This window comes from Diaphorobacter sp. B2A2W2, from assembly GCF_056730635.1.
This window is the reverse complement of the sequence record NZ_JBWZOR010000003.1, coordinates 424,727-438,407: the sequence shown is the minus strand read 5'-3', so window position 1 is coordinate 438,407 and position 13,681 is coordinate 424,727. Positions and strand designations below refer to the sequence as shown.

Annotated in this window: 14 protein-coding genes; 2 read left to right on the top strand and 12 right to left on the bottom strand. The window is 55.3% G+C overall.

The genetic code is table 11. From position 1 onward, the window contains the following. Positions 1–16: 16 nt before the first annotated feature. The 12 genes from AC1PPL_RS08180 to AC1PPL_RS08125 are packed head-to-tail and all read right to left on the bottom strand — an operon-like array spanning position 17 to position 11,077. Complete coding sequence (locus AC1PPL_RS08180; RefSeq protein WP_123675012.1) at positions 17–919, bottom strand: class I SAM-dependent methyltransferase; 903 nt, start codon at positions 917–919, stop codon at positions 17–19. Continuing rightward, positions 870–1,670 (bottom strand): TylF/MycF family methyltransferase, encoded by an 801-nt coding sequence (locus AC1PPL_RS08175; protein WP_123675011.1) that lies wholly within the window; start codon positions 1,668–1,670, stop codon positions 870–872. Before AC1PPL_RS08175 ends, AC1PPL_RS08180 begins: the two co-directional genes overlap by 50 nt. A 16-nt stretch (positions 1,671–1,686) precedes the next feature. Further along, entirely contained in the window at positions 1,687–2,496 is an 810-nt protein-coding gene (locus AC1PPL_RS08170) for a sulfotransferase family 2 domain-containing protein (RefSeq protein ID WP_479973041.1), read from the bottom strand. 3 nt (positions 2,497–2,499) lie between these two features. Further along, on the bottom strand, positions 2,500–3,882 hold the full coding sequence (locus AC1PPL_RS08165; RefSeq protein ID WP_123675009.1) for an ABC transporter ATP-binding protein: 1,383 nt from the start codon (positions 3,880–3,882) through the stop codon (positions 2,500–2,502). Then, positions 3,872–4,690 carry an ABC transporter permease gene (locus AC1PPL_RS08160; protein WP_123675008.1) on the bottom strand — a complete coding sequence of 273 codons (819 nt, stop codon included), beginning with the start codon at positions 4,688–4,690 and terminating at the stop codon, positions 3,872–3,874. The genes AC1PPL_RS08165 and AC1PPL_RS08160 overlap by 11 nt, the downstream gene beginning before the upstream one ends. Next, positions 4,690–5,235: a dTDP-4-dehydrorhamnose 3,5-epimerase gene (gene rfbC, locus AC1PPL_RS08155; protein WP_479973040.1), complete on the bottom strand. Its 546-nt coding sequence runs from the start codon at positions 5,233–5,235 to the stop codon at positions 4,690–4,692. The genes AC1PPL_RS08160 and rfbC overlap by 1 nt, the downstream gene beginning before the upstream one ends. Beyond that, a complete protein-coding gene (rfbA, locus tag AC1PPL_RS08150; RefSeq protein WP_479972971.1) occupies positions 5,235–6,125 on the bottom strand; it encodes a glucose-1-phosphate thymidylyltransferase RfbA in 891 nt (296 codons plus the stop codon). The genes rfbC and rfbA overlap by 1 nt, the downstream gene beginning before the upstream one ends. A gap of 19 nt (positions 6,126–6,144) precedes the next feature. After that, positions 6,145–7,035 carry a dTDP-4-dehydrorhamnose reductase gene (gene rfbD, locus AC1PPL_RS08145; protein ID WP_479972970.1) on the bottom strand — a complete coding sequence of 297 codons (891 nt, stop codon included), beginning with the start codon at positions 7,033–7,035 and terminating at the stop codon, positions 6,145–6,147. Beyond that, complete coding sequence (rfbB, locus tag AC1PPL_RS08140; RefSeq protein ID WP_479973039.1) at positions 7,032–8,102, bottom strand: dTDP-glucose 4,6-dehydratase; 1,071 nt, start codon at positions 8,100–8,102, stop codon at positions 7,032–7,034. The genes rfbD and rfbB overlap by 4 nt, the downstream gene beginning before the upstream one ends. Continuing rightward, complete coding sequence (locus AC1PPL_RS08135) at positions 8,099–9,223, bottom strand: glycosyltransferase family 2 protein (RefSeq protein WP_479973038.1); 1,125 nt, start codon at positions 9,221–9,223, stop codon at positions 8,099–8,101. Before AC1PPL_RS08135 ends, rfbB begins: the two co-directional genes overlap by 4 nt. Then, positions 9,216–10,697 (bottom strand): mannose-1-phosphate guanylyltransferase/mannose-6-phosphate isomerase, encoded by a 1,482-nt coding sequence (locus AC1PPL_RS08130; protein WP_479973037.1) that lies wholly within the window; start codon positions 10,695–10,697, stop codon positions 9,216–9,218. Before AC1PPL_RS08130 ends, AC1PPL_RS08135 begins: the two co-directional genes overlap by 8 nt. Beyond that, positions 10,694–11,077, bottom strand: a complete 384-nt coding sequence (locus AC1PPL_RS08125) for a DUF2304 domain-containing protein (protein ID WP_123675005.1) — start codon at positions 11,075–11,077, stop codon at positions 10,694–10,696. The genes AC1PPL_RS08130 and AC1PPL_RS08125 overlap by 4 nt, the downstream gene beginning before the upstream one ends. A gap of 378 nt (positions 11,078–11,455) precedes the next feature. On the opposite strand from AC1PPL_RS08125, the gene AC1PPL_RS08120 reads away from it, so the two are divergent. Both AC1PPL_RS08120 and groL read left to right on the top strand, forming a co-directional pair. After that, positions 11,456–11,746, top strand: coding sequence for a co-chaperone GroES (locus AC1PPL_RS08120; protein WP_011804151.1), 291 nt, complete (start codon positions 11,456–11,458; stop codon positions 11,744–11,746). A 90-nt stretch (positions 11,747–11,836) separates the two neighbouring features. Further along, positions 11,837–13,477 (top strand): chaperonin GroEL, encoded by a 1,641-nt coding sequence (groL, locus tag AC1PPL_RS08115; RefSeq protein ID WP_012655678.1) that lies wholly within the window; start codon positions 11,837–11,839, stop codon positions 13,475–13,477. Positions 13,478–13,681: the final 204 nt, after the last annotated feature.

Below are 13,681 nucleotides of genomic sequence, written 5' to 3'. Positions count from 1 at the left end.
ACAGAATCGCCAAAGATCAGATCCTGATTCCAAAGAAGTGAATGAGTTTATGAATTCGTGCCCTCCATACGGGCCCCATCCAGGCCCCTAGTCGAAATCGGAGCGAAGGCATATTTACCGAGAACTGAGAAGAAGGCGGAATTAATGGAACAACATCACCCTCGCTTTCAAGTGCGACAGCCTTGATCACCACTTGATAGACATTTGAATGAGGAGCTTTATTGATAGCTGCTTTCTGGTCGTTGGATAGACGGCTCCAGCTATTTGCAAACTCAGTAGCCTCAGGAGTTGCGATCACATACCTTACATCCACAATCTTCAACCCAGCCGCAGAAAACAGATCTTCTATATTTTTGAGGCAAAAAAAACGGATATGAGTTCTATCAAGCAACCCCCAATCTCTATATTGAAAATCACCATTTAAAAGACAAGAAATCACTGAGGCATGGCCGGCGTGTGGCAACGAGATGACGGCATACCCATCGGGCGCAATAAAAGAGGCTATTTTTTTAAGGTTGCTCCAAGGGTCATATAGATGCTCTAGGACATCCGCAGCCACAACCACTTCAAATTTCTCGAGTGCATTAATGAGCTCAGGCCAATTCGATGAATTTAAATCAGCCCGAATCACTTGATCGCAATAAGGCCGCACTCTATCAATTGCATCTGCATCGATTTCCACCCCTGTTACGCGACATCTATTCTGCTCAAAAAGTACTTTAGTTATTGATCCAGGCCCGCACCCCACTTCTAATACGCGCTTATTAACACCCACCAAGCGAACTACATTCGCGGGTGCAGAGGCAGAGGCCGTATCGACAGAATATTCGTAATTGTGTTTTTTTCTACGCATGACAATCTCTTTCTGCTCAGGAAGATGATGTCCCATTGGCGACCTGCCAATAAACACCAACGCCATCAATCTCTTGAAGGACTGGACTCAACCGTTTTTCAGCCAGGAAGGTTTGAACAGCCAACTTACATCCCTGAACGACGTGATAGTCATCCACAATTACATAGCCACCGATGGAGACTTTGTTATAAAGAGCATTGAGAGCATCCCAAGTAGATTCATACATGTCGCCATCTAATCTCAGAATAGCTAATTTATCAATTGGCGCATTTGGCAAGGTATCTTTGAACCATCCCTTGAGAACACGCACCTGCTGATCCCAAAGACCATATTTCTGGAAATTGTGCTGAACCGTTTCGAGAGAAATTCTCAAATCATTAAATGTATGAAAATTATCCCCTGCATCTGCGGGATACATTTCTTCATTTGGCGGGGGAAGTCCCTCGAAAGAATCCGCAAGCCACACACATCTATCTGTAATGTGATATGCATCCAGGATTGCCCTCATTAATATGCACGCGCCGCCACGCCATACGCCTGTTTCGATAAAATCCCCTTCTATCCCATTCCCGAGAACACTCTCAACAAGCTGGCGAATATTACCAAGTCGCTTTTGCCCGATCATCGTATGAGCCATCGAAGGCCAATCCCAACCGTATTCGCGCAATACTGGATCAAACTTATCAGAGCCTAGCGCCTGTAGTGGAGGATCTTCATATATGGTTCCCCCCAAGCACTTTTGGATCAAATTGAGGTAATTATCTATCAGACGCGCACGCTCTTGTACGAGCCATTTATTAAGGTCATTGGCTTTCATCTCGTCTCCTAGCCCTTTAAACCGGACACCGCGTAAGATTTTTCAAACCTCTGTTCAAACGCCCTATTAACGTTTTACGCTGTCGCCACGCCGCCTTATAAAGCGCGCGGTCGAGATGGGTTAGTTCGACAAGCAGATCTCTAGTTGTACGTGGCAAGTCTTCTAACGTTGGACGCCCGGGATTAGCATTTGAAACAACCTTACCCTGAGGGGGATTAATATTTAGACTTCGCAGAATACAATCTCTATCCTTCTCAAACGTTTCAGCAAACCCAATATAAGAAAAATTATTGAGGTGGCCAATTGCCAGATCAAGCATTTCCTTATCGCCGTAACTTAAGATATTACGTCCATTCGTATGCCCATATCCGTTAGCCAACTGCCACGTTTGATTATTCCAAATACAAGCCTTAACCGAAGGACGCTCGAAACCGAGTTTCAAAAATTCATCAAGCGAAAGATTTTGGGTTAGAGCATAAATTTCATACTCGAGCGGATTTCTCGTTCTGCAGAAATAGTAATACGAGAGAACTCTTTCAATAGGATTGCGCAAGAAAGTAAATGAGTACCTTCGTACCATTATCTTTTTTGCGTAGTCATACCCAAAATGCCCCGAAATGAAGCTTCGATTTTGAAGTTTAGGATCATCACTCCCCCTTGCATCAACCAGCGCATCCAGCTCTTTCGGGGGCAACAAAAAATCTCCATGGCTAGTCACCTGATCTGATCCGTAAGCGGCTCTAGCCAGATCAACAATTGAACTCCCTGCAGTTTTCTGTATATGCAAAAACACCGCTGATCTAGGTGATATTTTATTAGAATTCATCCTTCACCCTACCTTTTTTAATTCAATTCGATCAAATGCGACGCCAACCAATCCACTTACGGCACTTGACGTTTGCGATTCCAGAATAAATGCATCGTGCACCCATTGAAGCTGGATCACATCGGGTGGTTGGCCATCTGCGATTGCCACATCTACGGCATAACTGCCTCTTGGCAATATAGGCAACCTGAAGACGAACACAGCACGAATCACCTCGCCTGCCGCAACCTTCACTGGAGACAGGCAAGTGTCGAGATAGGTGTTTTGCCCTATGATTACTTGCCCTAGTTTGTCTTTAATATTAAAACCAACAATCAAGTCAGAGCAATCATTTAGTACTTTCGCCTCTACAACAATACAAGCAGCCTCCCCCCCGACCATCCATGAAAGTTTCCTCCCAGCAAGATCCTCAAGCCCTGCATATGTCACGACAGCCCCACCATTCCCGAAGCTACTTTTAACCTCCTGAAATCCGATCACTTTGAGGTCATTTCGTAGATTAGAATTATTAATAAAATCTAGTCGCATGTCCCGGCATTGATCAAGGGATTCCAGGATAGCCTCTGAGGCCAGTCCTTTGTCAAGCTGATTTTTCGCTTGATTGTTCTCTGTTTGCCTGCTATGTACAGCAGAATATCTATTTGCAAGATACTCTTCAGACACCGCCTTAGCAGAGCCAATAGCTTTCACCCGACCCTTTTCCAGCCATATTGCGCGATCACACAAATTAACCACTGCACCTGTACTGTGGCTAACAAAAAGTATCGTCCCTCGCTCCTTGAAATCTCGCAAAAAACGCATACATTTTTGCGAAAATAGCGCATCCCCAACCGCCAGAGCTTCATCGACCACTAAGATATCGGCGTCGACATTTGCCATTACTGCGAATGCCAAACGCACATACATTCCAGAAGAATAGCTTTTGACTGGGCGCTCAATGAATTCGCCAATATCAGCAAAGTCAATGATCGAACCATAACGTCTATCAATCTCAGCCTTACTCAGCCCGAGTATGGATGCATTCAAGTAGATATTTTCGCGTCCAGTAAATTCCGGATTGAATCCGGAACCAAGCTCAAGCAGAGCCGCGACACGCCCTTTCTTCTCAACGCGACCGGCACTCTCACTCAAAGTATCGCAAATCAATTTGAGCAGCGTCGACTTACCAGATCCATTCAACCCAATAATCCCGACAGTCTCTCCACTCGCAACCTCGAAAGAAACATCACGCAAAGCCCAAAATTCATCAAAATAATTTTTCTGCGGGAGTCCAAGAAAACTTTTAAGCCATGGATAAATGAATTGCTTTAAACGATCACGTGGATTTTTATAAATTTGATAGCATTTGCTTAGATTTTCAACTCGAAGAACAATCTCAGAGGACATCAGCAAAACCCCTTCGCGTCTTCTGAAACCACAGAAATCCGAGCCAAGCTGCCAAGGCAGAGGAAACTATGTACACCGTCAGCAAATCGGCATCTGGCTGTGCGCCAAAATAAAGAACAGCCCTTACCTGCTCAACAACTAAAGTAATCGGATTAAGATATAGTAAATAGCGATATTCTTCCGGCAGAGATGCTGCGGGATAGAAAACTGGACTTAAAAACATAAGAACTGCAGTGGCCATCCCGATAAGCTGCGCCACATCTCGAAGGTAAACTCCCAGAGAGGCCAAAAACCAACTTAATCCCATTAAGAAAAACAAGAAAGGCAGCATTATCAATGGGAAATAAATCACTGTTGCCGGCGGAACACCAACCAAAAACACGTAGGCAACAACCCAGACGAAAAAACTAATCGCGCCATGGAACATCGCTGATATCACACTCACGAAAGGTAGTATCTCCAATGGAAACACCACCTTCTTAACGTAATTTGCATGTACAACAATGACGCCGGGAGCGCGATTGATACACTCCGAAAAAATGCTAAATATGATCAACCCGGGAAATAGTACAAGGGCAAATTCGCTTTTAGAGTCAGTGCTGCCAGGCCAACGCGATTTAAATATATTGCTGAAAACAAATGTATATACAGCCAACATGAGTAAAGGGTTTAGAAAAGACCACAGTAGGCCTAGAGCAGAGCCGCGATAACGCCCCAAAACATCACGTTTTACGGATGCCACAATTAGATCCCGATGGCGCCACAAGCTGCCATACATTTCTTTCGGGTTGGCCAAAAAGTGCTGCATCAGACGAACACCTCCGCCGCAGCAAGCGCCAGCCCCTGCGTATCCTTGGCCGACAACCTGGGCTCGCCTTCATACGGCCAGCGGATCCCCAACTGCGGATCGTTCCACGCAATGCACCGCTCATGCTCGGGTGCGTAGTAGTCCGTCGTCTTGTACAGGAAGTCCGCGCTTTCGCTGAGCACCACAAAGCCATGCGCGAAGCCCGGCGGTACCCACAACTGGTGCTGGTTGTCCTCGGACAGCTCTGCCCCCACCCATTGCCCGAAGGTCGGTGAGCTCTTGCGGATGTCCACTGCCACATCCCATACCTTGCCCCGCGCCACACGCACCAGTTTGCCCTGTGGCTGCTGGATCTGGTAGTGCAGGCCACGCAGCACGCCCTGGCTGGAGCGGCTGTGGTTGTCTTGCACGAACGGGTGGTTTGTGCCTGTGGCCTCGTTGAAGGTCTTCTGGTTGAAGCTCTCGAAGAAGAATCCCCGTGCGTCGCCGAACACTTGGGGTTCGATCAGCACCACTTCGGGGATGGCCAGTCGCGTTGCCTTCATCAGTACACCGTCTCTTTCAGCAGTCGTTGCAGGTACTGGCCGTAGCCGTTCTTGGCCAGCGGCTGGGCCAGTCGCTCCAGCCGGGCGGCATCGATCCAGCCGTTGCGCCAGGCGATTTCCTCGGGGCAGGCAATCTTCAAGCCCTGGCGCTGCTCCAGCGTGGCGATGAATTGGCTGGCGTCCAGCAGGCTGTCGTGCGTGCCGGTGTCTAGCCAGGCGTAGCCGCGGCCCATGATCTCGACGCTCAATTGGCCTTGCTCCAGGTACAGGCGGTTGAGGTCGGTGATTTCCAGTTCGCCGCGCGGGCTGGGCTGGAGCTCCTTGGCCAGTTCGACCACCTGGCTGTCATAGAAGTACAGGCCCGTGACGGCGTAGCTGGACTTAGGCTTCTGGGGTTTTTCCTCCAGGCTCAGCACTTTGCCGCTGGCATCGAATTCGGCCACGCCATAGCGCTCGGGATCGTGCACGTGGTAGGCAAAGACGCTGGCCCCTTGCGGGCGGGCCATGGCATTGGCCAGCAGTTCGTGGAAGTCGTGGCCGTAGAAGATGTTGTCGCCCAGCACCAGCGCGCTGGGGCTGCCGGCCAGGAAGTCTTCACCGATCAGGAAGGCCTGGGCCAGTCCGTCGGGGCTGGGCTGCACGGCGTATTGCAATTGCAGGCCCCACTGGCTGCCGTCTCCCAGCAGTTGCTCAAAGCGCGGCGTGTCCTGCGGGGTGCTGATGATGAGGATCTCGCGGATGCCCGCCAGCATCAGCGTGCTCAGCGGGTAGTAGATCATGGGCTTGTCATACACCGGCAGCAATTGTTTGCTGATGGCAAGCGTTGCCGGGTGCAGGCGGGTGCCGGAGCCGCCGGCCAAGATGATGCCCTTGCGCGTGGGTGTCGTCATTGCATTGGGGGGGGTTCGGTCAGAGGATTTCGGTGAGCATGCGCGCCACGCCCTGCTGCCAAGGCGGCAGCACCAGGCCGAAGGTGGTTTGCAGCCGGGTGGTGTCCAAGCGCGAGTTGTGCGGGCGCCGCGCCGGCGTAGGAAAGGCGCTGGTGGGCACGGGCGCCACCTCGGTTGCTTTCAATTCAATAGCTGGTTGCGCTTGCCTGGCATGCTCCAGAACGTATTTCGCATAGGAGTGCCAGTTCGTCTCGCCGCTCGCCACGCAGTGGTACAGGCCGCCGTCCCCGGGGCGGCTTTGCAGATGGCGGACGGCATGTGCCGTCACGTCGGCCAGCAGGTCAGCCCCCGTGGGCGCACCCCATTGGTCGTCGATGACGGTGAGGCGCTCGCGCTCGCTGCCTAAGCGGAGCATGGTCTTGGCAAAGTTGCCGCCGCGTGCGGCATAGACCCAGCTGGTGCGCAGGATGAGGTGGTGGCACCCTGTCTGCTGGATGTGCTGTTCGCCCTCCAGCTTGGTGGCGCCATAGACTGACAGCGGAGCCGGCGCATCGGTTTCCACCCAAGGCCGCGTGCCGCTGCCGTCGAACACGTAGTCGGTGCTGTAGTGAACCAGCCAGGCACCCAGGCGCGCAGCTTCTTCTGCCAGCACGCCGGGCGTGGTGGCATTGAGCAGCCGGGCAATCTCGGGTTCGCTCTCGGCCTTGTCCACGGCAGTGTGGGCGGCGGCGTTGACGATGACGTCAGGCCGCAGGGCGCGCACGGTCTCGCGCACGCCTTCAGGGTTGGCAAAGTCGCCGCAGTGCTCGGTGCTGTCGTGGTCCAGCGCGGTGACCCGGCCCAGCACGGCCAGGCTGCGCTGCAGTTCCCAGCCCACCTGGCCGCTCTTGCCCAGCAAGAGGATGTTCATGCCGCAGCGCCTTCGTATTGCTTTTGCACCCACTCGCGATAGGCACCGCTTTGCACCTGGGCCACCCATTCGGGGTGGTCCAGGTACCACTGCACGGTCTTGCGGATGCCGGTCTCAAAGGTTTCCGCGGGCTTCCAGCCCAGTTCGCGCTCGAGCTTGCGTGCGTCGATGGCGTAGCGGCGGTCGTGGCCAGGGCGGTCGGTAACGTAGGTGATCTGGGTTGTGTAGCTCTGGCCGTCGCTGCGCGGGCGCAACTCGTCCAGCAGGGCGCACACGGTGTTGACGATGTCGATGTTGGGCTTTTCGTTCCAGCCGCCTACGTTGTAGGTCTCGCCCAGCCGGCCCGCCTGCAGCACGTGCCGGATGGCGCTGCAATGGTCCTTGACGTACAGCCAGTCCCGGATCTGCATGCCGTCGCCATACACGGGCAGGCTCTTGCCTGCCAGGGCGTTGACGATCATCAGCGGGATGAGCTTTTCCGGAAAGTGCATCGGGCCGTAGTTGTTGCTGCAGTTGGTGGTGAGTACCGGCAGGCCGTAGGTGTGGTGCCAGGCCCGTACCAGGTGGTCACTGGCCGCCTTGCTGGCGGAGTACGGACTGTTGGGCTCGTAGTTGTGCTCTTCGGTGAAGGCCGCAGCAGCCGGCGCCAGACTGCCATAGACTTCGTCGGTGCTCACGTGCAGGAAGCGGAATGCTTCTTTTTGTGTAGCTGGCAGCGCTTGCCAGTAGTGCCTTACGGCCTCCAAAAGCCTGAAGGTGCCGACGACGTTGGTCTGGATGAAGTCCTCGGGGCCGTGGATGGAGCGGTCTACGTGGGATTCGGCGGCGAAGTTGATCACGGCGCGTGGCTGGTGCTCGGCCAGCAGACGATCCAGCAGCGTGCGGTCACCGATGTCGCCCTGCACGAACACGTGACGGCCATCGCCCTGCAGGCTGTCCAGGTTGTGCAGGTTGCCCGCGTAGGTGAGCTTGTCCAGGTTCACCACCGGCTCGTCACCGACAGCCAGCCAGTCGAGCACAAAGTTGGCGCCAATGAAGCCTGCGCCGCCTGTTACCAAAACCGTCATACCTTGGAATCTGAGAAAAAATGTTTGAAAACCGGGAGTGACTGCAACACCAATCGTAGGTATCCCAAACGATAGAAACGGTGGGTGATGCGATGGCAGAGCGCACTTATGGCGTCAGAACCATGCATGCGACTCATAAGCTGCCTGCGTTCGTGAAAGAACTCGGGTGCGCGATATAACGCATCGCGATACACCCGCAATATCAACAAAAATCGCCCCGCCATCGTGTGACGGCCCACCATGAGGATGTGGGCCAATAGCAAACGTAGGAAGTTGCGCCATAGCAGACGTGCTGGTATCAGCTTGATATGCATCCACAGCGTGTTGCGCAAGCCGTGGTAGGCAATGAAGGGGTTGTAGCCACCGCCGCTGCTGGCTTGGCCTTCATGCCACGCTAATAACTTGTCCAGGTATGCCGGCTGGTAGCCCAGGAGTAAAGCGCGCAGCACCAAATCGGTATCTTCACAGTAACAGAAGAAGCGCGGGTCGAAGCAGTATCCAGACAAAGCCAACAAACGCTCGACACACCGCCGTGTGAGCATGCAGCAACCACCAGTGGGACCGACGTAGATGTCGTCCAGCGTTTTTCGGTCAGCGGGCATCAGGCTGGCATAGATGGCGATACCCAGGGTATCCACCTCATCAGGTGCAGCCAGTCTGTGCATGCGGCCACCTGCTAGTCCAGCCACGTCTCCAGCCGTGTTGAGCATTTCATCCAGGCTGCCCAACATGTCTGGGTGGGCCACCGCATCGTTGTTGAGCAGCATGATGCGCTGGCAAGAGGCGTTTTGCAGCAGCAAATCGATCAGTACATTGCTACCTTGGGCGAAACCCAGGTTTGTCTCTGACCGGTAAATGTGGAGGCTGCCCGCCTGGGGGGACTGCGCGTTTTGTAAGAGGTGCTGATAGTCGTCCGACGCGGAAGCGTTATCGAGCACCAGAACCCAATCCGGCAGCAATTTGGATTGCTGGATGGATGCCAGACAGCGCAACGTTTGTGGTGCCGTGTTGTAGTTGATGACAAGCACACCAATACCCGAGGCGGAGATGGACGCTTTTGCAGCGAGATGCAAAACCTCCACCACCTCTGGCAACTTCAGCACAGCGATTGACTCAGCCATGGGGACTCTCAGAAGCATCGATCCGGCCGTAGGCATCATCAAAGCGAACAATGTCATCCTCACCCAGGTAGGAACCCGACTGAACTTCGATGATCTCAAGCGGCTGAGCCCCTCTATTGCGCAAGCGATGCTTGTGCCCTGGCGGGATGTAGGTGGACTCGTTCTCCTTCAACGAGAAATTACGTTCACCATGGGTGACCTCTGCCTCACCTTTCACCACCACCCAGTGCTCGGCGCGATGCTGGTGCATTTGCAGGCTGAGGCTGGCGCCGGGGTTCACCACAATGCGCTTGACCTGAAAGCGCTCCCCGCTATCGATCAGGTCGTACCAGCCCCACGGCCGATGCACTTTGCGATGCTGGTTGGTAATTCTGTGTCCCGCCTGACTGAGACGATTGACCAGGCTCTTCACTTCTTGGGTACAGCGCTTGTCTGCCACCAACACCGCGTCGGCGGTTTCTACGACAACCAAGTCGCGCAACCCTACGCCAGTTACTAGTCGGCTATTGGACATGAACAGGGTGTCATTGCAGTCTTGGTGTAGTACGGCGCCGCCAATGACTACATTACCGCGACTGTCTCGCTCCATGACCTTCCACAGGGCATCCCAAGAGCCCACGTCAGACCAACCCGCTTTCAGCGATACAACCGAACATGCAATGCCCCACTCAGGATGGGCCAAGAGTTTCTCCATCACCGCGTAGTCAATAGAGTCGGATGGACAGGCGGTGAAGGCGGCTTTATCAGGACGGATGAAATCCAGATCGTGTCTTGCCGAACGCATGGCAGCCTGGCAACTGCCAAGAATCTCTGGGTTGCATAGCTGCAGGGCCCTCAGCCATGTGCTGGTGCGCAGCATGAAGATGCCGCTATTCCACAGAAAATTCTGCTGCTGCACATATTGCTGCGCCAAGGCTAGAGGAGGTTTTTCGGTGAATGCCTCCACCGGAAAAACTCTGTCTTCTGCGTGTTCGTGCCGGTATTGGATGTAGCCAAAACCAGTTTCAGGATATTGGGGCAAGATGCCGAAGGTGATCACGGCGCCTCGGCTCGCGTACTCGAGCCCTGCGCGTACAGCATTCTGAAAAGCTGTAATGTCCTGGATCACATGGTCGGCAGGCATCACCAGCATCACCGGATCTCCGCCATCCCGGCAGGCATGCAGCGCAGCCAGTGTCAGCGCGGGTGCAGTGTTGCGCCCAAGCGGCTCCAGGATGATCGATGCCGCCCCGCTTTCCACTTCCCCCCATTGACTCGCGGCCAAGAAGCGGTGCTCTTCGTGGCATACCAAGGTAGGCGTCGGCGCCAATGAGATACCCTCATTCCATCCCCGCAAACGCATGGCCGTCTGCTGCAGCATGGTTTGCGGGCCAGTCAAGGCAAGGAACTGCTTGGGGTGGCTTTCACGCGACAAAGGGAACAAACGGGTACCAGAGCCGCCACACAAAATGACGGGAAGTAACTCGGTCGTCATACCGAGAGGTGCTCGTTGGAGTTCAACGGCTCCGCCGCAATTCTCTGGGTTTCAATATCAGCCTGCAGCAATGCCAAGCGCTGATTCAGTCTCCGAACATCCCGCTCGATACGCGTGTTCACCATATCCGAGTGCAGCGCCTTCACCAAAAGGACCATGCACGCTAGCAAAAGCAGCAGCGCAGGCGGATAACTAATGCCTGCCAAGCCAGCCAACTTATCGATAAGCCCCGGCCAGACTCCCAAAAAAGCCGCAGCGCTCGCCACGAAAACCCAAAACAATCCGTGCATCACGTACAAATGATCGCGGCGGATGAGGTAAAGGATTAACGCTGCCAAGCCGAAGCCCATGAGCGTGGTGGTCAACTGCAAGGAGGCCATTGGATTCCAGGAACGGTCAACGCTTGAGGCACGCAGCTTCTATAAGAAGGAAGAAAGGCTGCACACCACCAATATGCGATGTAAAAGTAAGACGAAGATGACGGCGCCACCGAGAAGTCAGGAGCGCCTGATTTTTTGGCTGGATTGTACGAAGGGACACTCGCTATCCAAGCAACGAGCGAGGAAGCTGCAAGTAGGACTACAGGCGTGTGAAGACGATCTGGCAAGACCTGTGTCTCTTGAAACTGTCACGAATGCCTCTATCATTAGCACTCGAAACAGATGAGTGCTAACAACACCGCTGTGTCAGTTCCCTGCGCCCGCGTTGCGGGCGCGTTGTTTGATGTCGCAATCCTTTTTGTTATCAGGAGAGATGCAATGAATCTTCGCCCCCTGCACGATCGCGTGATCGTCAAGCGTATCGAAAGCGAAACCACGACCGCCTCGGGCATCGTGATCCCCGACAACGCTGCGGAAAAGCCCGATCAAGGCGAAGTGCTGGCCGTTGGCCCTGGCAAGAAGAACGACAAGGGCGAGTTGATCGCCCTGAACGTGAAGGTCGGCGACCGCGTGCTGTTCGGCAAGTACAGCGGCCAGACCGTGAAGGTCAATGGCGACGAGCTGCTGGTGATGAAGGAAGACGACCTGTTCGCGGTCGTCGAGAAGTAATCCCTTCTGGTCAACTCATTTTTCATAGCTGCCTGCGCTTGATAGATCAGCGTTGGCAGCCCATTTGATTCAAATTTGTAGGAGCCAAAAATGGCAGCAAAAGACGTAGTGTTCGGCGGCGAAGCCCGCGCCCGCATGGTTGAAGGCGTGAACATCCTGGCCAACGCGGTCAAGGTGACCCTGGGCCCCAAGGGCCGCAACGTGGTGCTGGAGCGCTCGTTCGGCGCCCCCACGGTGACCAAGGACGGCGTGTCCGTGGCCAAGGAAATCGAACTGAAAGACAAGCTGCAGAACATGGGCGCGCAGCTCGTGAAGGAAGTGGCTTCCAAGACCAACGACATCGCTGGTGACGGCACCACCACCGCTACCGTGCTGGCCCAAGCCATCGTGCGCGAAGGCTCCAAGTACGTGGCCGCCGGCCTGAACCCCATGGACCTCAAGCGCGGCATCGACAAGGCCGTGGTGGCCCTGGTGGAAGAGCTGAAGAAGGCCTCCAAGGCCACGACCACCTCCAAGGAAATCGCCCAGGTGGGTTCGATCTCCGCCAACTCCGACGAGTCCGTGGGCAAGATCATTGCTGACGCCATGGACAAGGTGGGCAAGGAAGGCGTGATCACCGTGGAAGACGGCAAGTCGCTGGAAAACGAGCTGGACGTCGTGGAAGGCATGCAGTTCGACCGCGGCTACCTGTCGCCCTACTTCATCAACAACCCCGAGAAGCAGTCCGCGATCCTGGACAACCCCTTCGTGCTGCTGTTCGACAAGAAGATCAGCAACATCCGTGACCTGCTGCCCACGCTGGAGCAAGTCGCCAAGGCCAGCCGTCCGCTGCTGATCATCGCCGAGGAAGTTGACGGCGAAGCCCTGGCCACGCTGGTGGTGAACACCATCCGCGGCATCCTGAAGGTCGTGGCCGTGAAGGCGCCCGGCTTCGGCGACCGCCGCAAGGCCATGCTGGAAGACATCGCCATCCTGACGGGCGGCAAGGTGATCGCCGAGGAAGTGGGCCTGACGCTGGAGAAGGTGACGCTGGCCGACCTGGGCCAGGCCAAGCGCATCGAAGTGGGCAAGGAAAACACCACCATCATCGACGGTGCTGGTGCCGCTGCCGACATCGAAGCCCGCGTGAAGCAGATCCGCATCCAGATCGAGGAAGCCACCAGCGACTACGACCGTGAGAAGCTGCAAGAGCGCGTGGCCAAGCTGGCCGGCGGCGTGGCCGTGATCAAGGTGGGCGCTGCCACCGAAGTCGAGATGAAGGAAAAGAAGGCCCGCGTGGAAGACGCCCTGCACGCCACCCGCGCTGCCGTGGAAGAAGGCATCGTGGCCGGCGGCGGCGTGGCACTGCTGCGCGCCAAGCAAGCCGTGGGCAACCTGTCCACCGGCAACCCTGAGCAGGACGCCGGCATCAAGCTGGTGCTGAAGGCTGTCGAAGCCCCCCTGCGCGAGATCGTGGCCAACGCCGGTGGCGAACCGTCGGTGGTCGTGAACGAAGTGCTGAACGGCAAGGGCAACTACGGCTTCAACGCAGCCAACGACACCTACGGCGACATGCTGGAAATGGGCATCCTGGACCCCACCAAGGTGACCCGCACGGCCCTGCAGAACGCCGCTTCCGTGGCCTCGCTGCTGCTGACGACCGAAGCCATGGTGGCCGAGGCGCCGAAGGACGAGTCCGCAGCCCCCGCCATGCCCGGCGGCATGGGCGGCATGGGTGACATGGGCATGTAATTGCCAGGGCCCCGCCTGCGCCCTGATGGCGCAGGCAGCACCCAACCCGCAAGCAGTGCTTGCGGGTTTTTTTTCGCCTGCGTGTGTGGCGGGCGACCTTCCGCGGCGCACTGCGCGCGGATCTGGCCCGCCTTTCCCCAATACCCCTACGCAAAAGCAAGCTTTTGCGCTCCTCGCATAATTGTATTTATATGTAAATATTGG